The following is a 24,772-nucleotide window of genomic DNA, read 5'->3' on the forward strand; positions in this document are numbered from 1 at the left end:
CTCGTCCTGCGATGCTCCCGCCCCTGCCCACCCGTTCCGGTCTGCGGCTAGGGTGGCACCATGCTGCTGACCAAGTTCACCCACTCGTGCGTGCGCCTGGAGAAGGACGGCGCGGTGCTGGTGCTCGACCCCGGGACGTTCTCGGAGGTCGAGGAGGCCCTGGACGGTGTGGACACCGTGCTCGTCACGCACGTTCACCCGGACCACTGCGACGTCGAACGGCTTGGCGCAGTGCTGCGCGCCCGTCCGGAGGTCCAGGTCCACGCACCCGAGGCGGTGGGCGCGGAGCTCGTTGAGCGCGTGGTCCGCCCGCAGCGGCTGCACACCGTGGTGGCGGACTCCGAGTTCACGGCGGGGCCGTTCCACGTGCGGACGTACGGCGGTCAGCACGCGCTCATCCACCCGCTGATCCCCACGGTGGCCAACGTGGGCTACGTGGTGGACGACGCCGTGTTCCACCCGGGCGACTCGTTCACCGTGCCCCACGGGCTGACCGTCCCCACCGTGCTGGTCCCGCTGCACGCGCCGTGGTCCAAGATGGCGGAGGTCATCGACTTCATCGTGGCCACGCGTGCCACCCGGGTGCACCAGATCCACGACGCCCTGCTCTCCGAGACGGGGTTGCAGGTGGTCGAGAAGCAGGTGGCCCACTTCGCAGGCGTCTACGGCACCGAGTACCAGCACCTGGCACCCCGCGAGAGCGTGGAGCTCCCCGCGGTCTGAGCGCAGCCCGCGGCCGGAGCGCACGGCGCCGCGGCACGTCCCCTCGGGGCACGCACTGCGCACGACCACACGGGTGCGGGAACCGCCCGCGCCCCTCCCACCGAAAGGACCCGTCATGAGTTCAGTGTTCACCAGGATCATCGAGGGCGAGCTGCCCGGGCGCTTCGTCTGGGCGGACGAGCAGTGCGTGGGCTTCCTGTCCATCCAGCCGCTCGCGCAGGGGCACGTGCTCGTGGTTCCCCGCCAGGAGGTCGACGCGTGGGTGGACCTGCCCGTTGAGCTCGCCCAGCACCTGATGACCGTCTCCCAGAGCATCGGCAGGGCCGTGGACGCCGCGTTCCAGCCGAAACGGGTGGGGCTGATGATCCAGGGCTTCGAGGTGCCGCACACGCACCTGCACGTGTGGCCCACCAACTCCATCGAGGAGTTCGACTTCGCGAACGTGGGCCAGGACCCGGAGCCCGCGGTCATGGAGGAGTCCGCCCGCCGGATCCGTGAGGCGCTGCGAGCCCAGGGCCACCAGGCCGAGGTGCCGCAGCAGGACTGAGCAGCCGACGGTGGCGGGCGGCAACGCCCCTGAGCGCTCCCGGGACGGGAAGCCAGGGGGCGCCCGCCACCGGCCGCCTCAGCCGAGGTCGCGCAGCTGCTTGCGGATCCGCTTCTCGGAGACCGTGTGCGCGGTCCCGAGCTCCTGGGCGAAGAACGAGATCCTCAGCTCCTCCAGATCCCACCGCACGGCCGCGAGTCCCGCGGGCACGGGGGCGTTGGCCGGCACGGCGTCCCGCGCCGCGCGGTACGCGGCCTCGAGGTCGTGGACGGTCTGCATGGCCACGGCGTCGCGCTGCAGGTGCCCGGAGAGCTTGTCCAGCCGCGCGTTCACACCGGCCAGGTAGCGGGGCAGGTGCTGCAGCGCTTCCCACCCCGTGCGGGCCACGAAGCCCGGGTGCACCAGGCGGTCCACCTGCTCGGACATGTCCGTGAAGGCCGGGACGGCACCGAGCGAGCCGGGCTTCCTGAGCCGCTTGCGCACGGTGTTCGCCTCGGTGAGCGTGGTGGTCACCAGGGCGCTGACCGCGAAGACCGTGTCGATCAGCTCCGCTCGCACGTGCTCGGCGAGCGCCTGGAACCGCTCCCGGGTGAAGGGCGGCTCGTGGGGGACCAGGCGGTCCACCGCGGCCACGGTGCAGTCGTGGATCAGCGCTTCCACCGAGCCGTGGGGGTTCTGGGTGAAGATCAACCGCTCCTTCTGGCTCAGGTGCTCCACCACGTAGCGGTGCACCGAGGGCAGCACGTGCTGCAGCAGGGCGATCACGCCGTCCCGCTGGGCCACACGCTGCTCCTCGGGCGAGCTGAGGATCCGCAGGTCCACGCGCGGGATGTCCGTGCCGCCGGGTTGTGCGGGCGGGACCGCCACGAGCGTGGGGTGGCCGGTGACCGTCTGCCCGGCCACCACCGTCTCCACGCTGCGGGGCGGGTCCGGCTCGGGCCACGCCGTGAGTCCGGTGCGCTCCAGCGACGCCGCGGGACGGGAGTCCTGCGCCGCGGCACCGCCCCGGCCCGGGCGGCGTCGCCCGCGTCCGTTCCCTCCGGTCGGCCCACCGTGCGGGCCGCCCGCGTCGGTGCCCGGCGTGGCGGCATCCGCGGACGGTGCCCGTGCGGCGTCGTAGAGCTGTGCGGCGGCACCGCCGAGGGACTGCGCGAGGGCCTCGCGGATCTGCGGACGCAGCCGGTGCTTGAGCTCCGTGAGGTCCTCACCGCGCCCGAGCACCCGGTTGCGGGAGTCGCGCACCTCGAAGCGCATGCGCAGGTGGGTGGGCAGGGACTCCGGGTGGAAGTCCTCGGCGCGCACGGTGTGCCCGCGCATCCGCTGCAGCACCGTGGCCAGCGACGGGAGCAGGGGGTCCCGCGCGGGGTCGAACTCCTCGCCCAGGCGCGCCACGGCGGCAGCCGCGGTATCCGGAGCGGGCACGAAGTTGCGGCGCACGGCCTTGGGCAGGGACTTGATGAGCGCGGTCACGAGCTCCACCCGCAGCCCGGGGATGTGCCACGCGAACTGCGCGGGCTCCAGCCGGTCCAGGAAGAGGACGGGCACGCGCACGGTGACGCCGTCCGCGGTGTCCGCGCCGGGGGCGAACTCGTAGTCCAGGTCCAGGGACAGCTCCCCGTCCGCGGACGGCACGGTCCACGCGCGCGGGAAGGAGTCCGTGTCCAGAGCGGGTGCCTCGGGGGCGATCAGGTCCTCGGGCGTGAGGTCCAGCAGGTGCTCGTCCCGCTGCCGGGCCGTCTTCCACCACGCGTCGAAGTGCCGTTGGGAGACCACGGACTCCGGGACGCGGGCGTCGTAGAAGTCGAAGACCACCTGGTCGTCCACCCGCAGGTCCTTGCGGCGCATGCGGTTCTCCAGCTCGGCCACGTGCTGCAGCGCCTTGCGGTTGCGCTTCACGAAGCTGTGGCGGGTGGCCCAGTCGCCCTCCACGAGGGCGTGGCGGATGAACAGCTCGCGGGAGAGCTGCGGGTCCACCGAGGAGAACAGCACGGGCCGCTCGCTCACCAGCGGCAGGCCGTACAGGGTGACCTTCTCCGAGGCCATCACGGCGCCGCGCGAGCGGGACCAGTGCGGCTCCGACCAGCTGCGCTTGACGAGCTGCGGGGCCAGCTCCTCGGCCCACTCGGGCTGGATGGCCGCGTTCGTGCGCGCCCACAGCCGGGAGGTCTCCACGAGCTCCGCGGAGACGATCCAGTCCGGCGCCTTCTTGAACAGGGCCGAGCCGGGGAAGATCGCGAACCGGGTGCCGCGCGCGCCGCGGTACTCCCGCGTGCGCTCGTCCCGCACGCCGATGTTGCTCAGCAGTCCGGAGAGCAGGGACTTGTGCACGGCGTCCTGGTGCGCGGCCACGTCGATCTCCCGGGAGGACCCGGCGTCGATGCCCACCTGGCGTGCGATCTGGCGCAGCTGCGCGTAGAGGTCCTGCCACTCCCGGATGCGCAGGAAGTTCAGGAACTCCCGCTTGCACAGCTTGCGGAACTGCGAGGAGGACAGTTCCGTCTGCTGCTCCTGGAGGTACTGCCACAGCAGCCCGTAGGAGAGGAAGTCCGAGGTCTTGTCCTTGAACCGAGCGTGGAACTCGTCCGCGGCCTGCCGCTTCTCGAGCGGCCGCTCGCGGGGGTCCTGCACCGTCAGCGCCGCGGTGAGCACGAGCACCTCGCGCACGCACCCGCGCCGCTGGGCCTCCACGACCATCCGCCCCAGCCGGGGGTCCACCGGCAGGGCGGCCAGGATCTCGCCCGTGCGGGTGAGCGGCCCTCGACGGCGCTCACCGCCCCGGCCGCGACGGGCGCGACGACGCCCCCGGGAACCCCCCGCGCCCCGGGAGCCCGGCGCGGCGTCGTCGTCCTCGTGCGGGTCCCCGGAACCGCGCAGCGCACCGAGCTCGCGCAGCAGCACCACGCCGTCCTTGACCGCGCGGGAGTCCGGCTTCTGGACGAACGGGAAGGACATCACGTCCGACGGGTCCGCGACCACGCCCACGGAGATCATCTGCAGGATCACGGCCGCGAGGTTGGTGCGCAGGATCTCCGGGTCCGTGAACTCCGGGCGGGACTCGAAGTCCTCCTCCGAGTACAGCCGGATGCACACGCCGTCGGACACGCGCCCGCAGCGGCCCGCGCGCTGGCGGGCCGAGGCCTGCGAGATCCGCTCGATGGGCAGCCGCTGCACCTTGGTGCGTGCCGAGTAGCGGGAGATCCGCGCGGTGCCGGGATCGACCACGTACTTGATGCCGGGCACGGTCAGGGAGGTCTCTGCCACGTTGGTGGCCAGCACGATCCGGCGCTGGGGGGAGGAGGAGAACACCCGGTTCTGCTCCGCCATGGACAGCCGTCCGAACAGCGGAAGGATCTGGGTCCCCGCGAGGGAGCGGTGGGAGTCGATGACCCTCTGCAGGGCGTCCTGCGCGTCGCGGATCTCGCGCTCGCCCGCGAAGAACACGAGGATGTCCCCGCGGGGCTCGCGGGAGAGCTCCACCACGGCGTCGCACACGGCGTCGATGGGATCGCGGTCCTCGTCCGCGAGCCCGTCACCCGTCTCGTCCTCGTCCTCGCCGCTGCGGTCCTGGGTGAGCGGCCGGTAGCGGACCTCCACGGGATAGGTGCGCCCGGAGACCTCGATGATCGGGGCCGGCTCCGGCTCGGCCTCCGGGTGCTCGGGGTCCTCGTGCGCGAAGTGCTCCGCGAAGCGCTGTGGGTCGATGGTCGCCGAGGTGATGATCACCTTCAGGTCCGGGCGCTGGGGGAGCAGCTGCCGCAGGTACCCGAGCAGGAAGTCGATGTTGAGGGAGCGCTCGTGGGCCTCGTCGATGATGATCGCGTTGTAGCGGGAGAGCTGCGGGTCGTGGCTGATCTCGGCCAGCATGATGCCGTCCGTCATGAGCTTGACCTTGGAGTCCCGGCCCACCTCGGACGTGAACCGCACCTGGTAGCCCACGGTGGAGCCCACGCGCTCACCGAGCTCGTGGGCGATCCGCTCCGCCACCGAGCGCGCCGCGATCCTGCGGGGCTGCGTGTGGCCGATCAGCCCACCCTCTCCGAGGCCCAGCTCGAGGCACATCTTGGGCAGCTGGGTGGTCTTTCCCGAGCCGGTCTCACCGGCGACGACGACGACCTGGTGGTCCCGGATGGCCGCCATGATGTCCTCCCGGCGTGCGCTCACGGGGAGGTTGTCCGGGTACACGATGCGGGGTGCGGTGAGGGGCTCAGTCATGACAACCCACAAGTCTACGGGCCGCCCCCAACACGGCGGATCCACAGGGCCGGACCCGCGTGACACGCGGGATTGTCCCTACATGTGAGCTGCGTCTCATTTTCGACCGATCGGCAGGTAATATCCACTCATCATTGATCCGTGATGGAAGGAAACACCAGAAATGAAGCGTCTACTGCCGGTCGCCGCCGCGGCCACCACGGCCGCCCTGCTGCTCACCGGATGCGGCTCCGGCGGCGAGGAGAAGTCCGCCGAGGCCAAGAAGGCCACCGTGGGCATCTCCCAGTTCGTGGAGCACCCCTCGCTCGACGCCGCGCGGGAGGGCTTCGTGCAGGCCCTCAAGGACGGCGGCTACACGGAGGGGGACAACCTCACCCTGGACGTGCAGAACGCCTCGGGTGACCAGGCCACCGCCACCAACATCGCCTCCAACTTCGCGTCCTCGCAGGACGACCTGGTCCTGGGCATCGCCACCCCGTCCGCGCAGTCCCTCGCGCAGGCCGTGACGGACAAGCCCGTGCTCTTCACCGCCGTGACGGACCCGGTGGACGCCGGTCTCGTGAACTCCAACGACGCCCCGGGCGGCAACGTCACCGGCACCACGGACATGAACCCCGTGACGGAGCAGATCAAGCTCGTGAAGCAGCTCAAGCCCGGCGCCAAGTCCGTGGGCATCATCTACAGCTCGGGTGAGACGAACTCCCAGATCCAGGTGGAGGAGGCCAAGAAGGCCGCCCAGGCGGAGGGACTGAAGGTCGAGGAGAAGACCGTGACCACCACCGCGGAGGTGGCCCAGGCCGCGGAGTCCTTCACCACGGACGCCATCTACGTCCCCACCGACAACAAGGTGGTGGCCGGTCTCGAGGCCGTGATCTCCGCCGCGGAGGCCAAGAAGATCCCGCTCATTGCAGGGGAGGGCGACTCCGTGGAGCGCGGTGCGCTGGCCACCGAGGGCATCAACTACAAGGACCTCGGCAAACAGACCGGTGAGATGGCGGTGCGCATCCTCAAGGACGGTGCGAAGCCCGGTGAGATGGCCGTGGAGGCGCAGAAGGAGACCAAGCTCGTCGTCAACGCCAAGGCCGCCAAGGCCATGGGCGTGGAGATCCCGCAGAGCCTGCGGGACAAGGCCGACCAGGTCATCGAGTAGATCCGGTGATTGCTGGAATCGAGCTCGGGCTGATCTACGCCGTGATGGCCCTGGGGGTGTACCTCACGTTCCGTGTGCTGGACTTCCCGGACCTCACGGTGGACCAGTCCTTCACGAGCGGTGCGGCCTCCGCGGCCATGGTGATCCTGCACGGGGGCAGCCCGTGGATCGCCACCGTGGTGGGTTTCGTGGTGGGCGGCCTCGCCGGGCTCATCACGGCACTGCTGCACACGAAGGCGCGGATCAACGGGCTGCTCGCGGGCATCCTGACCATGACCGCGCTGTACTCCGTCAACCTGCGGGTGATGGGCGGTAAGGCGAACCTCGCCCTGCTGCGGGAGGACACCGTGTTCACCCCGCTGCGGGAGGCCGGTCTGCAGGGCACCGTCACGGGGGTGCTGCTCCTGCTCGCGGGCGTGGTGCTCGTGAAGCTGGTGCTGGACTGGTTCCTCTACACGGACGCCGGGCTGGCCATGCAGGCCACGGGCGACAACCCGGACATGATCCGCTCCTTCGGCGTGAACACGGACGGCCAGAAGATCCTCGGACTGTGCCTGTCCAACGCGCTCGTGGGACTCTCGGGTGCGCTGATCGCGCAGTACCAGGGCTTCGCGGACATCGGCATGGGCATCGGCATGATCGTGGTGGGCCTCGCCTCGGTGATCCTGGGCCAGGGCATCTTCGGCTCGCGCACCGTGGTGGTGGCCACGCTCGCGGTGATCCTGGGCTCGGTGCTGTACCGGCTCGTCATCACCGTGGCGCTGCAGGCGGGGCTGAACCCGTCGGACATGAAGCTGATCTCCGCCGTGCTCGTGGTGCTGGCCCTCGTGCTGCCGCAGCTGTCGGTGTTCAAGCGCTGGAAGCGGCGTCGCACGCTGAGGGCGGCACAGGAGGTGCAGGCGGACGTCTCGTCCTCCACCGAGCACCCCGTGACCGCCGCGATTGCGGTGCCGTCCGCGCGAAGGAGAGCGTGATCGCATGCTGAGTGTGCACGACGTCCGCAAGACGTTCTTCGCGGGCACGGTCAACGAGCGCGTGGCTCTCAACGGCGTGAGCCTCACGGTCGACGAGGGGGACTTCGTCACGGTCATCGGCTCCAACGGCGCGGGCAAGTCCACGCTGCTGAACACGGTGTCCGGGACCATCATCCCGGACAGCGGCGAGATCCGGGTGGGGGAGCGCGATGTCACCCGCCTGCCGGAGCACCGCAAGGCCAGGTGGATCTCACGGGTCTTCCAGGACCCCATGAAGGGATCCTCGCCCACGCTGACCATCGAGCAGAACATGGCCATCGCCCAGCGCCGCGGCCGCTCCCGAGGGCTGTCCCGCGGTGTGACCCGGGCCCGCCGGCAGGAGTTCACCGAGGAGCTCAAGACCCTGGAGCTGGGGCTCGAGAACCGGCTGGGCGCCAAGGTGGGCCTGCTCTCGGGCGGCCAGCGCCAGGCCCTGTCCCTGCTCATGGCCACGTTCTCCGCGCCGGAGATCCTGCTGCTGGACGAGCACACGGCCGCCCTGGACCCCCAGCGCGCGCACCACGTCACGGAGATCACCGAGCGGATCGTGAACGAGCGGAACCTCACCACGCTCATGGTCACGCACAACATGGAGCAGGCGCTGCGCCTGGGCAACCGGCTGATCATGATGCACGAGGGCCGGATCCTCTTCGAGCTGGACGCCGAGCAGAAGGCGGAGGCCACGGTGGCGGACCTGCTGGCGGAGTTCCGCAAGCTGCAGACGGTCGCGGGCGAACCCGCACTGGATGACGCTACGCTTCTGGAAACAGCTCGCAGCGCCGAGCCGGTGGCCGATCCCTCCCGGGGCGTGACCGGCGGCGCATCCACGGGTGGCTCCTCCGCCGCGGGGGTGGCACCGGAAGGTCAGTGATCACCGTGAACCAGCCCCGCCGCAGACAGCGCACCACCACGGTCGTCTCTGCGGTGGGGCTGGTCCTGCTCTTCGTGTGCTGCTTCTCCCTGCCGGAGGGGCTCGTGGCGCTCTCGCAGGCGGCGGCGGACCACGGGGGCCAGCCCCTCACGGAGCGGGGCTGGGTCATGGTGGTCGTGGGCTTCGGCACCCTCCTGGTGGGTGGTGTGCTCACCATCGTGGCAGTGGTGCTGCGCCGAACGGCCCCGCCCCAGCCGGTCGCGGAGGACGAGCTGCTCGAGGAGCAGTACGGGACGGGTTCCGTGGTCAACGAGTACGACCCGCTCCAGCTGAACCCCAACTACCGGATCCGTGAGCAGCGTCGCGGTCGGCGCTGACGTCCGGGGATCCACGCACCGAGCGGGGGGCGCAGCGCTCGCCCGCACGCACCACGGGCCGGGGCGCCGCACGCACCGAAGAGGCGCGCGGCATGCGCAGGGGGAGTCGTCCCGCCCGTGAACGGGCGGCAGGTACGACAACGGCCCCGGGGTCACCGGGGCCGTTGAGAAACTGCGTGCCCGCGATAGGACTCGAACCTACGGCCTTCTGCTCCGGAGGCAGACGCTCTATCCACTGAGCTACGCGGGCGGGCCGTGCTGCGGTCCGGAGAAGTCCGGCGCGCAACGACAACTCGACGATACTACCAGGTCCGGGTGGGCACCAATCCCCTCGCGTGGGAGCGGGGGAGCGCGCCCCGCTACACTGGCACGGTGACTCCTGAAGAACTTTCCACAGCCGTGTCCGCATGCCTGCAGGACGCCGTGGCCGCCGGTGAACTCACCGCGGTGGACGGCGTCGAGCTCCCGCAGGCCAGGGTGGAGCGACCCAAGAACCGTGAGCACGGGGACTGGGCCACCACGGTGGCCATGCAGGTGGCCAAGAAGGTGGGGCGGCCCCCGCGTGAGGTGGCCCAGATCCTCTCCCAGCGGCTGTCCGAGGTGCCGGGGGTCAAGTCCGTGGACATCGCGGGCCCGGGGTTCCTGAACATCACGCTGGACGCCGCCGCGGCCGGTGAGCTCGCCCAGTCGATCGTGGCGCAGGGAAGCGCCTTCGGCACCGCCGACGCGCTCGCGGGCACCACCATCAACCTGGAGTTCGTCTCCGCCAACCCCACGGGCCCCATCCACCTGGGCGGCACCCGCTGGGCCGCGGTGGGGGACTCGCTGGCCCGCGTGCTGAGCGCGCAGGGCGCGGACGTGGTGCGCGAATACTACTTCAACGACCACGGCACCCAGATCGACCGCTTCGCCCGCTCCCTGCTGGCCCGCGCCCGCCAGGAGGCGGCCCCGGAGGACGGCTACGGCGGGCAGTACATCTCCGAGATCGCCGACCAGGTGCTCGCACAGCACCCGGACGCGCTGCAGTCGGAGGACCCGCAGGAGGTCTTCCGGGCGGCGGGCGTTGAGCTGATGTTCGAGCAGATCAAGTCCTCGCTGCACGAGTTCGGGGTGGACTTCGACGTCTTCTTCCACGAGAACTCGCTGTTCGAGGGCGGGCAGGTGGAGACCCTCCTGGAGCAGCTGCGCTCCTCGGACTCCCTCTACTTCGAGGACGGCGCGTGGTGGCTGCGCTCCACGGACCACGGGGACGACAAGGACCGCGTGGTCATCAAGTCGGACGGCAACGCCGCCTACATCGCGGGTGACATCGCCTACTTCAAGAACAAGCGGGACCGCGGCGCGGACCTCTGCATCTACATGCTGGGCGCGGACCACCACGGCTACGTGGCCCGGCTCAAGGCCGCCGCGGCCGCCCTGGGGGACTCCCCGGAGGCCGTGGAGGTGCTGATCGGGCAGATGGTCAACCTCGTGAAGGACGGCACCGCGGTGCGGATGTCCAAGCGCGCCGGCACCGTGGTGACCATGGAGGACCTCGTGGAGGTCGTGGGCGTGGACGCCGCGCGCTACTCGCTCACGCGCTACTCGGTGGACTCGAACATCGACATCGACCTGGACGTGCTCACCCGCCGCTCCAACGAGAACCCCGTGTTCTACGTCCAGTACGCGCACGCCCGCACGTGCGCCGTCGCCCGCAACGCCGAGGCCGCGGGCGTCCGCCGCACGGCCGAGGACGGCCCCCCGCAGTTCGACGCCGCCCTGCTCGAGCACGCGCGCGAGGCGGACCTGCTGGCCGCGCTCGGGCAGTACCCCTCCGTGGTGGCCCAGGCGGCGTCGTTCCGTGAGCCGCACCGCGTGGCGCGCCACCTCGAGGCCCTCGCGGGCGCCTACCACCGCTGGTACGACGCGTGCCGCGTGACCCCGCAGGGTGACGCACCGGTGGAGCTCGTGCACCACACCCGGCTGTGGCTCAACGACGCCGTGCGGCAGGTGCTGGCCAACGGGCTGGACCTGCTGGGCGTCTCCGCACCCGAGAGGATGTGATCCGGTGAGCGAGACGAGCACCGAGCACCCCCTGGCCCCGGCGTGGCTGCGGGCGCCCGAGGACCCCGCCGCGCTCGACCCTGCGGTCTTCACGTCCCAGTACGCCCGGGACGCGGCCGGGTGCGTCACCGTGGACTCCGTGCCCGTCACGGAGCTCGCCGAGCGCTTCGGCTCCCCGAGCTACGTGGTCTCCGAGGCCACGTTCCGCGCGCGGGCCCGCTCCTTCCGCGAGGCCTTCGAGGTCGCGCTGCGTCCACTGGGCGTGGACGTGGCCGTGTACTACGCCTCCAAGGCGCTGCTGAACACCGCGGTGGCGGGGTGGGCCGTGGCCGAGGGACTGAACGTCGACACCGCGTCCGGTGGTGAGCTGGCCGTGGCCCTCGCCGCCGGAGTGCCCGGGGAGCGGATCGCGCTGCACGGCAACAACAAGTCCGCCGAGGAGCTCTTCCTGGCCCTGCGCTCGGGCGTGGGCCGGATCGTGGTGGACTCGCTCGCCGAGATCGAGCTGCTGGCCGGGCTCGCCCGCGAGCACGGCCTGCGGGCCCCGGTGATGATCCGGGTGACCCCGGGTGTGCACGCCTCGACGCACGAGTTCATCGCCACCGCCCACGAGGATCAGAAGTTCGGGCTCTCGCTGACCCCGGCGGCCGACGGCGAGGACTCGCCCGCGCTGCAGGCCGTGGCGGCGTGCCTCGACGCCGCGAACGCGCTCGAGCTGCGCGGGCTGCACTGCCACATCGGCTCCCAGATCTTCGCCGCCGAGGGCTTCGGCCAGGCGGCCCAGCGTGTCCTGGAGCTGCGGGAGACCGTGGCGCGGCGGTGGGAGCTCGTGCTGCCCGAGATCGACCTGGGCGGGGGCCACGGCGTCGCCTACACCGCGGCGGACTCCCCGCGCGACGTCGCGGCGATCGCCGCAGACCTCGCGCCCCTGCTCGCGGCCGCCTTCGAGGCCTCCGAGCTGCCCGTGCCCCACCTGTCCTTCGAACCGGGCCGCTTCATCGCGGGCCCCTCCGGGTGCACCGTCTACACCGTGGGCACCGTCAAGACCGTCACCGTGAGCCCCGGCGTGCAGCGCCGCTACGTCTCGGTGGACGGCGGCATGAGCGACAACGCCCGCCCGGTGCTCTACGACGCCGACTACACCGCCGTGCTCGCCAACCGGGTCTCCGAGGTGGCCCCGGTGCTCTCCCGCGTGGTGGGCAAGCACTGCGAGTCCGGGGACGTGGTGGTCAAGGACGTGTACCTGCCCGGTGACGTCCGCGCCGGGGACCTCCTGGTGGTGCCCGTGACCGGCGCGTACTGCTGGTCGCTCGCGAGCAACTACAACTGGCTCCCGCGGCCCGGCATCGTGGCGGTGGACCCCTCGGGCCGCGCGCACGAGATCGTGCGCCGCGAGAGCGTCACGGACCTGCTCGCCCGTGACACCGGTGCACCACGACCCTGACCCCACGATCCCGGCGCACAACTGCGCACCACCGCAGCCGAAGGAGCACCGCACCATGAACACCGCACCCGCGAGCGAGACCCCTGTCCTGAGAGTCGGTCTGCTGGGCGCCGGGACCGTGGGGTCCCAGGTGGCCCACGTGCTCCTCACCCGCGCGGAGGAGCTCGCCCTGCGCACCGGCGTGCGCCTGGAGCTGTCCGGGATCGCCGTGCGGGACGTGCACGCCACGCGGGACGTCGAGCTCCCCCCACAGCTGCTCACCACGGACGCGGACGCCGTGATCGACGGCGCCGACGTCGTCGTGGAGCTGACCGGCGGCATCGAGCCCACCCGCACGCGTGTGCTGCGGGCCCTGGGTGCCGGGAAGTCCGTGATCACGGGCAACAAGGCGCTGCTCGCGGAGTCCGGGCGGCAGCTGCAGGACGCCGCCGCGGCGTCGGGCGCGCAGCTGTCCTACGAAGCGGCGGTGGCCGGGGCCATCCCGATCGTGCGCCCCATGCGGGACTCGCTCGCGGGCGACCGCGTGGAGCGGTTCCTGGGCATCATGAACGGCACCACCAACTTCGTGCTGGACCAGATGGACTCCACCGGCGCCGCGTTCGACGACGCCCTCGCCGAGGCCCAGCGCCTGGGCTACGCGGAGGCGGACCCCACCGCGGACGTCGAGGGTCACGACGCCGCAGCCAAGACCGCGGTGCTCGCGTCCCTCGCGTTCCACTCCAGCTACACGATCACGGACGTGCACTGTGAGGGCATCGCCGGTATGACCGCCGAGGACGTGGCGGCCGCGAAGGAGGCCGGCTACGTGATCAAGCTGCTCTCCGTGGGGGAGCGCTGCGGGGACGGGGTCAACCTGCGGGTCAACCCGGTGATGATTCCGCGCGAGCACGTGCTCGGCGGCGTGCGCGGAGCGTACAACGCGGTGTTCGTGGAGGCCGCCGCCGCGGGCTCCCTCATGTTCTACGGCCAGGGCGCCGGCGGGGAGCCCACGGCGTCCGCGGTGCTGGGAGACCTCGTCTCTGCGGCCCGGGCCATCGCACTGGGCGCCCAGGGCATCCCGCTGGCCGACTACGCGGCACTGCCCGCCGTGAGCATGGACGACGTCACCACGAAGCTCGCCGTCACCCTGGCCGTGTCCGACCGGCTGGGCGTCCTGGCGCGGCTCGCCCAGGTCTTCGCGGACCACGGGGTCTCCATCTCCACGATGCAGCAGACCGAGGACCCGCGCACCACCGAGACCTCCCTGCTGCGCCTGGTCACCCACACGGGGCGCCACGCGGACCTGATGGCCACCGTGGCGGCCCTGCGGGGTCTGCCGGTGGTCCGGGACGTGGTCTCCGTGACCCCCGTGGAGTCCGGCGAGGGCGCCCACGCGGGGGCCGGGGACTGACCCGCGGGCCGGGAGCGGGCGACGTCGTCCCTCCCGGCGCCCGCGCGGGCCGGGCGCCCCTGCCGGGGCGGGCACACGACACACGAACACTCGATCCGAGGAGCACACGGCATGGCACACGTTTGGCAGGGCGTCATCAACGAGTACAGGGACCGGCTGCCCGTGACGGAGCAGACCGAGGTGGTCACCATGGGCGAGGGCGGCACGCCGCTGATCCGCGCCCGGGCGCTGTCCGAGCTCACGGGGTCCACGGTCTGGCTCAAGTTCGAGGGCATGAACCCCACGGGCTCGTTCAAGGACCGCGGCATGACCATGGCCATCACCAAGGCCAAGGAGGCCGGGGCCCAGGCCGTGGTGTGCGCCTCCACGGGCAACACCTCCGCCTCGGCCGCCGCGTACGCGAAGCAGGCGGGCATGCGCAGCGCGGTGCTCGTGCCGGAGGGCAAGATCTCCCTGGGGAAGATGTCCCAGGCGGTGGCCCACGGCGCGGACATCATCCAGATCGACGGGAACTTCGACAACTGCCTGGAGGTGGCGCGCAAGCTCTCGGAGTCCTACCCGGTGTTCCTGGTGAACTCGGTGAACCCGTACCGCATCGAGGGGCAGAAGACCGCGGCCTTCGAGGTGGTGGACACCCTGGGCGACGCCCCGGACATCCACGTGCTGCCCGTGGGCAACGCCGGGAACATCACGGCGTACTGGAAGGGCTACCGCGAGTACGCCCAGGACCCCCCCGCCACTTCGGGGGAGATCCTGCCCGCTGTCGCCACGCACACCCCGGCCATGTGGGGCTTCCAGGCCGAGGGCGCTGCGCCCCTCGTGCTGGGCCACCCCGTGACCGAGCCCGAGACCATTGCCACGGCCATCCGGATCGGCAACCCCGCGTCCTGGGACACCGCCGTGGCCGCGCGGGACGAGTCCGGCGGGCTCATCGACTCCGTGTCGGACGACGAGATCCTCGCGGCCCACCGGTGGCTGTCCTCCCGGGAGGGCGTGTTCGTGGAGCCGGGCTCCGCCGCGAGCGTGGCCGGGCTGCTCCAGAAGGCCCGGGCGGGCGAGGTGCCGGAGGGCAAGACCATCGTCGCGACCGTCACCGGCCACGGCCTGAAGGACCCGCAGTGGGCGGTCAAGGGGGCCGAGGCGGAGGACCCGCACGCCGCTGAGCCCCGCCGGGTGCCGTTCGACGTGGTGCCGGTGGCCGCGGCCCTCGGTCTCGAGTGAGCGGGCGCGCCGTGCACGGGACACCCCCACCGGCTGCGGCACCCGTGGGCACCGCCGTGCGCGTCACGGTCCCCGGTTCCTCGGGCAACGTGGGCCCGGGCTTCGACTCGCTGGGCCTGGCACTGGGCCACTACGACACGCTGCAGGTCACGCGCATCGAGCGCGGCCTGGAGTTCGAGCTCTCCGGGGAGGGCGCGGCGGACGTCCCGCGCACGGCCGAGCACCTGGTGGTCCGCGCCATGCAGGCCGCGTACGACGCCGCGGGGGCCGGTTCCCTGCCCCCCGTGCGGATCACCGCGCGCAACACGATCCCGCACGGCCGCGGCATGGGATCCTCCGCCTCGGCCGTGGTGGCGGGCGTGCTGGCGGGCAACGCCCTGCTGCCCGAGGAGCGGCGCCTGGGCGCGGACGACGTCCTGCAGGTGTGCTCCCGGCTGGAGGGCCACCCGGACAACGTGGCCCCCACGCTGCTGGGCGGGCTGACGGTGAGCTGGGAGGACGGCGGCCGCTTCCACACCGTGCCCGTGCGGGTGCACCCGGACGTGGTGCCCGTGGTGGCCGTGCCGGACTTCGAGGTGGCCACCTCCGTGGCCCGGGGGCTGCTGCCCGGGACCGTGGCCCACCACGACGCCGCGGTCAACGCCGGGCGCGCCGCACTCGTGGTCGCCGCCCTGGGACAGCGCCCCGACCTGCTGCTGGACGCCACCTTCGACCTGCTCCACCAGCCCTACCGCGCGCAGGCCATGGCACCCAGCTGGGAGCTCGTGACCCGCCTGCGCGAGCGCGGTCACGCGGCGCTGATCTCGGGGGCCGGGCCCACGGTGCTCACGCTCGCGAACGGTGCCGAGCGGGCGCGTGCGGCGCAGGAGGCGATCCGGGAGATCACGGGTGGAGCGGCGTCGTCGGCGGGGGTGCACGGGGGAGCGCCTGTGGCGTGGCGCGTCCAGGTCCTCCGGGTTCCGGCCGAGGGTGCTAAAGTGGAGACATCCACGCAATAGGCCCCGGGTTCGCCTCCGCCCCACGGACGGTGCAGCCCCGCAGTTGAGCCCCGTGCGCAGTGATTCACCGCAGGTGTTCGAAGGCGTCGCCTCTCTGCGATCTTCTCCCGTGCAAGACCAGCCACCTCTGTGATGCGGCGCTCCGGTCCCGCGGGGGATCCGGGGGACTTCATTGCCGATCACGCGTGCTCCTCGCGCGTATCACCCGTGGCCCGCCGAGGCGGCCCACACCCACATCGTCGGGTTGCTGGCGATCTGAATGCCGCAGCCCCCATCCGAGTCAGAAGGAACCTTCGTGACAGAATCCACCGCCCCCGAACAGGGAACGGACAACTCCACCGCCCAGAGCACCGGCCTCTCCGGCCTCAAGCTCGCGCAGCTGCAGGCGCTCGCCGGGCAGCTGGGCATCACGGGCGCGCGCCGCATGCGCAAGTCGCTGCTGGTCGAGGCCATCGAGGCGCACCAGCGCGGCGGCGCGGTCGCCGAGCGCGACAAGGCCGTGGAGGAGAAGATCGAGCAGACCGCTCGCAAAGCCTCCCAGCGCCACACCCCCTCCGGCGCGGAGCACTCCGGCGACGACGCCGCCCAGGGATCCGAGGACCGCTCCGGCGACACCTCGGGCGAGAACGAGTCCGGTGAGCAGGGCGCCAAGCGCCAGAGCGGCTCGCGCCGCTCTCGCCGGGCCACCGCGTCCGGCAGCGGTGAGCGACGCAACGAGCAGTCCTCCGAGGACAAGGCGCAGAACGAGTCCGACACGGACACCGCCTCCGGCAACTCCCAGCAGAGCGGCTCCGACTCCGCGGAGGAGCCCAAGGACGGCTCCGGGCGTGGCGGGCGCAACCAGCGTGGCCGCAACAACCGCGGCGAGAAGTCCTCCCAGCAGGAGCAGGACGGCTCGGGCCAGAACGCGCAGAACGGCCGGTCCGGGGAGAACCAGCGGGACAGCAGGCGCGACGAGAAGTCCGAGGGCGGCCGCGGCCGGAACCAGCAGAAGGACAACGGCGGATCCAAGGACTCCCGCGACGGGAGGGACGGTGGCGACAACGGCCAGGAGGGCCAGAACCGCAACGAGCGCCGCAACCGCAACGACCGCGGCAACGACGGCGAGAGCGGTTCACGCCGCAACCGCCGCAACCGCAACCGGAACGACCGCAACGACCGTGGCGAGCGCGGGGACCGCAACGACCGCAACGAGCGGCGCAACCGCCGCAACCGCAACAACGGTCCGGACGTGGACGACGTGGAGATCACCGAGGACGACGTCCTGCTGCCCGTGGCCGGCATCCTGGACGTGCTCGACAACTACGCGTTCGTGCGCACCTCCGGCTACCTGCCGGGCCCTTCGGACGTCTACGTGAGCCTTTCGCAGGTCAAGAAGAACAACCTGCGCAAGGGCGACGCCGTGGTCGGCGCCATCCGCGCCCCCCGCGAGGGGGAGCAGCACAACAGCTCCCGCCAGAAGTTCTCCGCCCTGGTCCAGCTGACCACGGTCAACGGCCGCAAGCCGGAGGAGAACAAGGAGCGGGTGGAGTTCAGCAAGCTCGTGCCGCTGTACCCCCAGGAGCGCCTGTGCCTGGAGACCGATCCCAAGAAGATCGGCCCGCGCGTGGTGGACCTCGTGGCTCCCATCGGCAAGGGCCAGCGCGGCCTGATCGTCTCCCCGCCCAAGGCCGGCAAGACGCTCATGCTGCAGTCGATCGCCAACGCGATCACCACGAACAACCCCGAGGTGCACCTCATGATGGTGCTCGTGGACGAGCGACCCGAAGAGGTCACGGACATGCAGCGCACGGTCAAGGGTGAGGTCATCGCCTCCACCTTCGACCGCCCCGCGGACGACCACACCACGGTGGCCGAGCTCGCGATCGAGCGCGCCAAGCGTCTCGTGGAGATGGGCATGGACGTGGTGGTCCTGCTGGACTCCATGACCCGCCTGGGCCGCGCGTACAACCTCTCGGCCCCCGCCTCCGGTCGCATCCTCTCCGGTGGTGTGGACTCCGCCGCCCTGTACCCGCCCAAGAAGTTCTTCGGTGCCGCGCGCAACATCGAGAACGGCGGCTCGCTCACCATCCTGGCCACCGCGCTCGTGGAGACCGGCTCCAAGATGGACGAGGTCATCTTCGAGGAGTTCAAGGGCACCGGCAACATGGAGCTGCGGCTCTCCCGCCAGCTCGCGGACCGTCGGATCTTCCCCGCCGTGGACGTCAACTCCTCGGGCACCCGACGCGAGGAGAACCTGCTGTCCTCCGAGGAGATCAAGATCATGTGGCGCCTGCGCCGCGTGCTCTCCGGTCTGGAGCAGCAGCAGGCCCTGGAGCTGCTCACGAGCAAGCTGCGGGACACGCAGTCCAACGCGGAGTTCCTGCTGCAGGTCCAGAAGACCACGCTGGCCGGCCACTAGCGGCTCGCGGGCGCCGCCCGGCGCCGCAGCACGTCCACCCGTCGAGAAGGAGAGCATCCCATGTCCGATCCCGTTCAGCCGCTGCTGGACGAGCACGCCCAGCTGCAGCGCGAACTGGCGGACCCCGCCGTGCACGCGGACGCGGGGCGGGCCCGGAAGCTGGGGCGGCGCTACTCGGAACTCAACGGCATCGTGGAGGCGCACCGCCGGGTGGAGCGGCTCTCCGAGGACCTCGAGGCGGCGCGCGAGCTCGGGAGCATGGACCCCGAGCTCGCGGCCGAGGTCGCGCCCCTCGAGGAGGAGCTCGGCACGGCCCGGGAGGCCCTGCGCCGCAAGCTCGTGCCGCGTGACCCGGACGACGGCCGCAACGTGATCCTCGAGGTCAAGGCCGGGGAGGGCGGGGACGAGTCCGCGCTGTTCGCGGGAGACCTGCTGCGCATGTACATGCGCTTCGCCGAGCAGTCCGGGCTCAAGACCGAGATCCTCTCCTCGACCCCCACCGAGCTGGGCGGCTACAAGGACGTCCAGCTCGCGGTCAAGGGCAGCTCCACGGATCCGTCCGAGGGTGCGTGGGCCCGGTTCAAGTACGAGGGCGGGGTGCACCGCGTCCAGCGCGTGCCCGTGACCGAGTCCCAGGGCCGGGTGCACACCTCAGCTGCGGGTGTCCTCGTGTTCCCCGAGGTGGACGAGCCGGACGAGATCGACATCAGCCAGAACGACCTCAAGATCGACGTCTACCGCTCTTCGGGCCCCGGGGGCCAGTCCGTGAACACCACGGACTCGGCGGTGCGCATCACCCACGTGCCCACGGGCATCGTCGTCTCCATGCAGAACGAGAAGTCGCAGCTGCAGAACCGTGAGGCCGCGATGCGCGTGCTGCGCGCCCGGCTGCTCGCGCACCAGCAGGAGCAGATCGACGCCGAGAACGCCGCGGCCCGCAAGTCCCAGGTGCGCACCGTGGACCGTTCCGAGCGGATCCGCACGTACAACTTCCCGGAGAACCGGATCGCGGACCACCGCACGGGCTACAAGGCCTACAACCTGGACCACGTGCTGGACGGCGCGCTGGAACCGGTCATCGCCTCCGCGGTGGAGCTCGACGAGCGGCACCGGCTGGAGCAGCTGGGCCAGGACTCCGCGGCGCAGGGGTCCGCGGGCCGGAAGAGCTGATCCCGTGCCGGACACGCTCGCCCAGGCCCTCGCGTGGGGCCGCGCCGAGCTGGCCCGCGCGGGTGTGGGCTCCCCGGACGCCGACGCCGCCCTGCTCGCCGCCCACGTGCTGGGCCTCTCCCGCGGGGACACCGAGGCCCGGGCCATCCTGGGCGCACCGGAGCCCACCGGGTACCGGGACCTCGTGCGGCGGCGGGCCGGGCGTGAGCCGTTGCAGCACATCACCGGCACGGCGCCGTTCCGCCAGCTCGACCTCGCGGTGGGCCCGGGTGTCTTCGTGCCGCGGCCGGAGACGGAGCTGCTCGTGCAGCTCGCCCTGGACCACGCCCACGCGTGGCGCGAAGCGGGGGAGCTGCACCCCGCCGTGATCGACCTGGGGACGGGGAGCGGTGCGATCGCGCTGGCCGTGGCCACCGAGGACCCCGCGTGCCGGGTCACGGCCGTGGAACGCGACCCCGCCGCTCTGGAGTGGACCCGGCGCAACCTGGCGGGCACCGCCGTACGGCTGCTGGAGTGCGACTACCGGGACGTGACCCCGGAGGCGGCAGGCCGTTTCCGCGTGGTCGTGACCAATCCGCCGTACGTTCCGGACCGCGAGATCCCCGAGGATCCCGAGGTGCGCGACTACGATCCGCCCACTGCCCTGTACGGCGGGGACGGTGCGGGGATGCGCCTGCCGTGCGCCGCCATGGACACGGCGCTGCGCGTGCTGCGCCCGGGTGGATCGTTCATCATGGAGCACGCGGAGGCCCAGGTGCATCTCGTGGCGCACGCGCTGGCGGAGCGGGGTTTCCGGGACGTCGAGCTGCACCACGACCTCACCGGCCGGCCACGCGCCACCACGGCCGTGCTGGCCGGAACCCGCACCTGAGCCCGCGGGCCGCGGCCCACCCGCCTCCCACCGAGTCGCGGGTCGGGTCGGGTCGGGAGAGGCAGTGCTGCGGGCGCGCGGCCACCGGGCCGGGCGGTCCCACGACTGCCGGTGCGCCACCGACGGGCCCTGAACCGGGCCGGCGCACCACGACGACAGACGAGACGAGCAGAGGAGAGACCCGTGAGCGACATCGTGTCCTGCGGCACCGAGCAGGAACTGGAGACCGCCGTGGCCGAGGCCGCGCGGGTCGTGGCGGACGGCGAGTGCATCGTGCTGCCCACGGACACCGTGTACGGGATCGGCTGCGACGCCTTCTCGGCCCCCGGCGTCCAGGGGCTCCTGGCCGCCAAGGGCCGCACGCGGGAGATGCCACCCCCCGTGCTGATCTCCCGTCCCGAGGTCATGGCCGGTCTCGCGGACCAGGTCTCCGACGACGCCCGCGCCCTCGCGGACGCCTTCTGGCCCGGAGCGCTCACCCTCGTGTGCTGGGCGCAGCCCTCGCTCGGGTGGGACCTCGGGGAGACCCACGGCACCGTGGCCCTGCGCGTCCCGGACGACGCCGTGACCCGCGCCGTCCTCGAACGCGTGGGCCCCATGGCGGTCTCCTCCGCCAACCGCACGGGCCTGCCCGCCGCGCGCACGGCCCACGCCGCCCGGGAGATGCTGCAGGATCGGGTGGGCCTCTACCTGGACGACGGCGCCCGGCCGACCACGGCCCTGCCCGACGACGTGCGGGACGCCGCCTCCACGATCGTGGACTGCACGGGGGAGACCCCGGTGGTGCTGCGCCACGGCGCCATCTCCCTGCACCGGCTGCGGGAGGTGGTCCCCACGGTGCACGGCGGTGCGGACGACGCCGCGCCGGCACCGGAGCCGGACCCCGCACCGGAGCCGGACCCCGCTGCGGACCAGGTTTCCGCGGTGGATCGGGCCGGGACCGCGGCCCCGTCCACGCCGGGGGACGTGGTGTCCGACGACGAGGTCATCGCCTCGATGGTCCGCGACGCCTCCGCGCCCCCCGCGGGGGACGTGGACCAGGCGCGCGACCGTTCCCGGCACGCCGAAACCCGCTGGGAGGGCACGAGCGCCCTGAGCATGGCGGACGCCCGGCGCCTCGTCGGCGGGGGCACCCCCGCGGACCGCGGCTGAGGCACCGCCCCTCGTGCCGTGCCGCGCCGACCCCCAGGGACGCCAGCGCGCGGCCCGGCGGTGCGGCACGGGACGGTCGGACGAGAACGGGCCCACTCCCGGGCGCAACGCGTGGAGCGCTGCGGGACCCGGGGTGGGCCCGTCGTCGTCGTTCTGGGTGGGGACGCTCAGCGACCGAGCGCGAGGTGCGCCTGGCGGAGCACCTCCTGGACGTGGGGCTCGGGCAGGATGCCGTTCTCGTGGGCCCAGCCCGGGACCTGGCGCTGACCGAACCAGGTGACCTCGAGGCGGCGGATCAGCCCCGCCCAGCGGTGTCCTGCCACGCTCGACGCGAAGCGCGCGGAGGCGAGCGCCGGGCGGCAGAACCACGCGGGGAGGGACAGCGGTTCGCGGCGCCCCGCGTCGCGCAGGACGGAGGCCGTGGTGGCGCCCTCCCACGGCTGCAGGATCACGGGCGGCAGGGGCCTGGGGAACTCGCCCACGGCCACGGTGAACTGGGCCAGCGCCGTCACGGACGTCACCGGGGTGGGGGAGGAGCCGTCGCCGGCCACCGAGCTCAGGGGCGAGGACGCGAAGCGCGCGAGCATCCGCGTGGTGCGCCGCTCGCTGCCCATCACCGAGGTGGCGCGGATGACCGCGATCTCGGGGGCGCTGTCCTCGGTGCGCCAGTCGGAGTGCAGGCGGTAGAGGGCCGACTCGCCCAGGGCCTTGGAGAAGGAGTACGGGGAGAACGGCTCGGTGCGGATGGACTCGTCCAGCACGGGAGCGTCCGCCTGCACGGACGCGGAGCTCATGTGGATGACCCGGCGCACGCCCGTGCGGTGCGCGGCCAGGGCCACGAGCGCGGGCAGCAGGGCGTTGGCCCCGGTGAGGGACTGCTGGTGGGTCTGGTCCGGGGCGGCGAGCCCGGCGGCGTTGACCACGGTGTGGGCTCCGGCGAAGGACTCCGCGAGGTAGTCGATCACGGACTCCAGCCGCTCGGCGTGCTCCACGAGGTGGTGGACGGTGGTGGCCTGCGAGGCCAGCCGGGGCGAGGCCACCGGGGTGACCGGGATGTCCCGGGACTGCAGGGCCGTGGTGATGGCGGAACCGATGAAGCCCGTGGCGCCGAGAACGCGCCAGCTGTGAACCGTCACTGTGTGTCTCCTCCCGTGGTGGTGGCTCCATCGTACGGTAGCGCCCCGGCCCGGGGCCGGGGTGGTCCGGCAGCCCGTGACCGGTGCACGGGTGCCCGGTGTCCCCTCCCAGTGTCCCCCGAGGGGTCGTTGATAGACTCCGGGAGTTCACCGGCCGAGCGGTCCCCCGGGACCGTTGCGGCGCGGCGGCAACCATCACCGGCACATCACCAGTCGTCTCGGGAGCGTCATGACGGAAACCAGTTCGAGGGCCACCGACCGCTCCGGGGCCGCTGTGGGAGTTGCCTGCGTCACGCAGGACCGTCCCGGGGACGTGGACACCCTGATCGACGCCCTGCGCTCCCAGACGGATCCGGTCGCCAGTCTGAGCCTCGTGGACGCGGGGCGCGCCCCGCTGGACGAGGAGCGGCTGCGCGAGCGAATCGGCGGCGCCTTCGAGCTGCACTACCGCCGCTCGGTGGCTAACCTGGGCGGCGCGGGCGGTTTCGCGCTGGCCATCCTCACGGCGCTGTCCACCGGGGCGAAGCAGGTGTGGCTCATGGACGACGACGCCCACCCCGAGGACCCGGACTGCCTGCGGGTGCTCCGCGCCGCCGCCGAGCAGCGGGGGCTCGCGGTGGTGTCCCCCCTGATCGTGGCCCCCCAGGACCACGAGCTGCTGGCCTTCCCGTTCCGGCTCGAGGGCGGGATCACCCACCGCCGTGCCGACCTCGTGCCCCTGGGGTTCCTGGACTCCTACGCCAACTTCTTCAACGGTGCACTCGTGGACGAGTCCGTGTTCTTCACCGTGGGCCTGCCGGACCTCAAGCTGTTCCTGCGCGGGGACGAGGTGGACTTCCTGGTGCGGCTGCGCAGGAGCGGGCTGCCCTTCGGCACCGTGACCACCACGGCCGTGTCCCACCCCCCGGGGTGGGAGGAGGAGCACGTGGTCGTCCCCGGCAGGCTGCAGGTGCTCATCCCCCCGGGGGACTTCAAGCAGCGCCACTTCTTCCGCAACCGCGGCTACGTCTCCTGGCACTACAAGCGCGTGGTCCAGCTGGGCGCGGACGCGATCGGCTATCCCGCGCACTACCTCAAGAACCGGGACATCGCGGGGCTTCTCCGCTGGGCGCGGCTCTACACGGACGGCATGCGCGGGCGGGGTTTCGGTGGGCCTCGCTGAGCCGCTGGACCCCCGGTCCTTCCCGGTGCCGTTCTCGGTGCTGATGCCCGTCTACCGTGCGGACACGCCCGAGCGGATCCGGCGCGCGGTGGAGTCCAACACGGTGGAGCAGACCCGGCCGCCGGCCGAGGTGCTGATCGTCCGTGACGGCCCCGTGCCGGCGCCCGTGCAGGCGGAGCTGGACCGGCTCGCCTCGGAGTCCCCGGTGCCCGTGCGCCTGCTCGAACTGCCCGGGAACCGCGGTCTGGCGCACGCGCTGCGGCTGGCGCTGCCCGAGTGCGAGCACGACGTCGTGGCGCGGGCGGACGCGGACGACGTCGCCTACCCCCGGCGCTTCGAGACGCAGCTGCCGGTCGTCGAGGACGGTGCGGACGTCGTCGGGGCCTCCATGCACGAGATCGGCGACGACGAGACGAGCCCCGTGGCCCTGCGCTCAGCCCCTGTGGGCGCCGAGCGGATCGCCGCGGTGAGCCGCCGCCGCAACCCGCTGTCCCACCCCACCGTGGTGCTGCGCCGCAGCGCGGTGGACGCCGTGGGCGGCTACGAGGACGTGCCCATGGCCGAGGACTACTGGCTGTGGGCCCGGCTGCTGCACGCCGGCGCGGACGTCCGCAACGTCGCCGAGCCGCTCGTGGGCTACCGGATCTCCGCAGGCTCGTACGAGCGCCGCGGCGGCTACCGCGTGCTGCGCGCCGAGCTCGGCCTGCAGGCCCGGTTGCGGGAGCTGGGCCACGTGGGGTTCCTACAATGGGTCACGAACGTCATGGTGCGCGGTGGCTACCGGTTCGTGCCCCTGCGGGTGCGCGAGACGGCGTACCGGCTCATGGTGGGCCGCCGCAACGGCTGATCCGCGCACCCCGAAAGGACTTCCCACCCATGGTCAACCCCGTC

At 72.2% G+C, this 24,772-nt stretch carries 19 protein-coding genes and 1 tRNA gene; 17 read left to right on the forward strand and 3 right to left on the reverse strand.

The features are described from left to right. The first annotated feature begins 60 nt into the window (after positions 1 to 60). On the forward strand, positions 61 to 723 hold the full coding sequence (locus tag CWC38_RS05125; RefSeq protein WP_121845742.1) for an MBL fold metallo-hydrolase: 663 nt from the start codon (positions 61 to 63) through the stop codon (positions 721 to 723). Between the two features lie 115 nt (positions 724 to 838). Next, positions 839 to 1,270, forward strand: coding sequence for an HIT family protein (locus tag CWC38_RS05130; RefSeq protein ID WP_121845743.1), 432 nt, complete (start codon positions 839 to 841; stop codon positions 1,268 to 1,270). A gap of 78 nt (positions 1,271 to 1,348) precedes the next feature. Here CWC38_RS05130 and hrpA read toward each other — a convergent pair whose 3' ends face one another. Beyond that, positions 1,349 to 5,482, reverse strand: a complete 4,134-nt coding sequence (gene hrpA, locus CWC38_RS05135; RefSeq protein WP_121845744.1) for an ATP-dependent RNA helicase HrpA — start codon at positions 5,480 to 5,482, stop codon at positions 1,349 to 1,351. A 163-nt stretch (positions 5,483 to 5,645) separates the two neighbouring features. On the opposite strand from hrpA, the gene CWC38_RS05140 reads away from it, so the two are divergent. The 4 genes from CWC38_RS05140 to CWC38_RS05155 are packed head-to-tail and all read left to right on the forward strand — an operon-like array spanning position 5,646 to position 8,893. Next, positions 5,646 to 6,632 carry an ABC transporter substrate-binding protein gene (locus tag CWC38_RS05140; RefSeq protein ID WP_121845745.1) on the forward strand — a complete coding sequence of 329 codons (987 nt, stop codon included), beginning with the start codon at positions 5,646 to 5,648 and terminating at the stop codon, positions 6,630 to 6,632. A 5-nt stretch (positions 6,633 to 6,637) separates the two neighbouring features. Continuing rightward, complete coding sequence (locus CWC38_RS05145) at positions 6,638 to 7,606, forward strand: ABC transporter permease (RefSeq protein ID WP_121845746.1); 969 nt, start codon at positions 6,638 to 6,640, stop codon at positions 7,604 to 7,606. Positions 7,607 to 7,610: 4 nt separating this feature from the next. Then, a complete protein-coding gene (locus CWC38_RS05150; RefSeq protein WP_121845747.1) occupies positions 7,611 to 8,516 on the forward strand; it encodes an ABC transporter ATP-binding protein in 906 nt (301 codons plus the stop codon). A 5-nt stretch (positions 8,517 to 8,521) separates the two neighbouring features. Beyond that, entirely contained in the window at positions 8,522 to 8,893 is a 372-nt protein-coding gene (locus CWC38_RS05155; RefSeq protein ID WP_240625061.1) for a hypothetical protein, read from the forward strand. Between the two features lie 177 nt (positions 8,894 to 9,070). Here CWC38_RS05155 and CWC38_RS05160 read toward each other — a convergent pair. Next, a tRNA-Arg gene (locus CWC38_RS05160) sits at positions 9,071 to 9,143 on the reverse strand. Positions 9,144 to 9,265: 122 nt separating this feature from the next. Between CWC38_RS05160 and argS the strand changes: the two genes are divergently transcribed. From argS to CWC38_RS12605, 9 genes are all read left to right on the forward strand, one after another. After that, positions 9,266 to 10,936: an arginine--tRNA ligase gene (gene argS / locus CWC38_RS05165; protein WP_121845760.1), complete on the forward strand. Its 1,671-nt coding sequence runs from the start codon at positions 9,266 to 9,268 to the stop codon at positions 10,934 to 10,936. Positions 10,937 to 10,940: 4 nt separating this feature from the next. After that, complete coding sequence (lysA, locus tag CWC38_RS05170) at positions 10,941 to 12,380, forward strand: diaminopimelate decarboxylase (RefSeq protein WP_121845749.1); 1,440 nt, start codon at positions 10,941 to 10,943, stop codon at positions 12,378 to 12,380. Positions 12,381 to 12,435: 55 nt separating this feature from the next. Continuing rightward, positions 12,436 to 13,770 (forward strand): homoserine dehydrogenase, encoded by a 1,335-nt coding sequence (locus tag CWC38_RS05175; RefSeq protein WP_121845750.1) that lies wholly within the window; start codon positions 12,436 to 12,438, stop codon positions 13,768 to 13,770. A gap of 111 nt (positions 13,771 to 13,881) precedes the next feature. Further along, positions 13,882 to 14,991 carry a threonine synthase gene (gene thrC, locus CWC38_RS05180; RefSeq protein ID WP_121845751.1) on the forward strand — a complete coding sequence of 370 codons (1,110 nt, stop codon included), beginning with the start codon at positions 13,882 to 13,884 and terminating at the stop codon, positions 14,989 to 14,991. An 11-nt stretch (positions 14,992 to 15,002) separates the two neighbouring features. Then, positions 15,003 to 15,989: a homoserine kinase gene (gene thrB / locus CWC38_RS05185; protein WP_121845752.1), complete on the forward strand. Its 987-nt coding sequence runs from the start codon at positions 15,003 to 15,005 to the stop codon at positions 15,987 to 15,989. Between the two features lie 295 nt (positions 15,990 to 16,284). Further along, a complete protein-coding gene (gene rho / locus CWC38_RS05190; protein WP_121845753.1) occupies positions 16,285 to 18,390 on the forward strand; it encodes a transcription termination factor Rho in 2,106 nt (701 codons plus the stop codon). A 60-nt stretch (positions 18,391 to 18,450) separates the two neighbouring features. After that, entirely contained in the window at positions 18,451 to 19,560 is a 1,110-nt protein-coding gene (prfA, locus tag CWC38_RS05195) for a peptide chain release factor 1 (RefSeq protein ID WP_121845754.1), read from the forward strand. Positions 19,561 to 19,564: 4 nt separating this feature from the next. Further along, a complete protein-coding gene (prmC, locus tag CWC38_RS05200) occupies positions 19,565 to 20,431 on the forward strand; it encodes a peptide chain release factor N(5)-glutamine methyltransferase (protein WP_121845755.1) in 867 nt (288 codons plus the stop codon). A 183-nt stretch (positions 20,432 to 20,614) separates the two neighbouring features. Continuing rightward, on the forward strand, positions 20,615 to 21,583 hold the full coding sequence (locus CWC38_RS12605; protein WP_121845756.1) for an L-threonylcarbamoyladenylate synthase: 969 nt from the start codon (positions 20,615 to 20,617) through the stop codon (positions 21,581 to 21,583). 167 nt (positions 21,584 to 21,750) lie between these two features. On the opposite strand, the gene CWC38_RS05210 is transcribed toward CWC38_RS12605, so the two are convergent. Continuing rightward, positions 21,751 to 22,719 (reverse strand): NAD-dependent epimerase/dehydratase family protein, encoded by a 969-nt coding sequence (locus tag CWC38_RS05210; protein WP_121845757.1) that lies wholly within the window; start codon positions 22,717 to 22,719, stop codon positions 21,751 to 21,753. A gap of 229 nt (positions 22,720 to 22,948) precedes the next feature. On the opposite strand from CWC38_RS05210, the gene CWC38_RS05215 reads away from it, so the two are divergent. Together CWC38_RS05215 and CWC38_RS05220 are read left to right on the forward strand one after the other, a co-directional pair. Then, positions 22,949 to 23,881 (forward strand): glycosyltransferase family protein, encoded by a 933-nt coding sequence (locus tag CWC38_RS05215; RefSeq protein ID WP_121845758.1) that lies wholly within the window; start codon positions 22,949 to 22,951, stop codon positions 23,879 to 23,881. Further along, positions 23,868 to 24,728 carry a glycosyltransferase gene (locus CWC38_RS05220; RefSeq protein ID WP_121845759.1) on the forward strand — a complete coding sequence of 287 codons (861 nt, stop codon included), beginning with the start codon at positions 23,868 to 23,870 and terminating at the stop codon, positions 24,726 to 24,728. The genes CWC38_RS05215 and CWC38_RS05220 overlap by 14 nt, the downstream gene beginning before the upstream one ends. Positions 24,729 to 24,772 lie beyond the last annotated feature (44 nt).

Origin of the sequence: Kocuria tytonicola, assembly GCF_003687455.1 — a bacterium.
In the GTDB taxonomy this organism is placed as follows: domain Bacteria; phylum Actinomycetota; class Actinomycetes; order Actinomycetales; family Micrococcaceae; genus Kocuria; species Kocuria tytonicola.

What these genes read in the sequence shown, in the direction of transcription:
- CWC38_RS05125 (WP_121845742.1), top strand. Translation starts at nt 61, where the DNA reads ATGCTGCTGACCAAGTTCACCCACTCGTGCGTGCGCCTGGAGAAGGAC.
- CWC38_RS05130 (WP_121845743.1), top strand. Translation starts at nt 839, where the DNA reads ATGAGTTCAGTGTTCACCAGGATCATCGAGGGCGAGCTGCCCGGGCGC.
- hrpA (WP_121845744.1), bottom strand. Translation starts at nt 5,482, where the DNA reads ATGACTGAGCCCCTCACCGCACCCCGCATCGTGTACCCGGACAACCTC.
- CWC38_RS05140 (WP_121845745.1), top strand. Translation starts at nt 5,646, where the DNA reads ATGAAGCGTCTACTGCCGGTCGCCGCCGCGGCCACCACGGCCGCCCTG.
- CWC38_RS05150 (WP_121845747.1), top strand. Translation starts at nt 7,611, where the DNA reads ATGCTGAGTGTGCACGACGTCCGCAAGACGTTCTTCGCGGGCACGGTC.
- CWC38_RS05175 (WP_121845750.1), top strand. Translation starts at nt 12,436, where the DNA reads ATGAACACCGCACCCGCGAGCGAGACCCCTGTCCTGAGAGTCGGTCTG.
- thrC (WP_121845751.1), top strand. Translation starts at nt 13,882, where the DNA reads ATGGCACACGTTTGGCAGGGCGTCATCAACGAGTACAGGGACCGGCTG.
- prfA (WP_121845754.1), top strand. Translation starts at nt 18,451, where the DNA reads ATGTCCGATCCCGTTCAGCCGCTGCTGGACGAGCACGCCCAGCTGCAG.
- CWC38_RS05215 (WP_121845758.1), top strand. Translation starts at nt 22,949, where the DNA reads ATGACGGAAACCAGTTCGAGGGCCACCGACCGCTCCGGGGCCGCTGTG.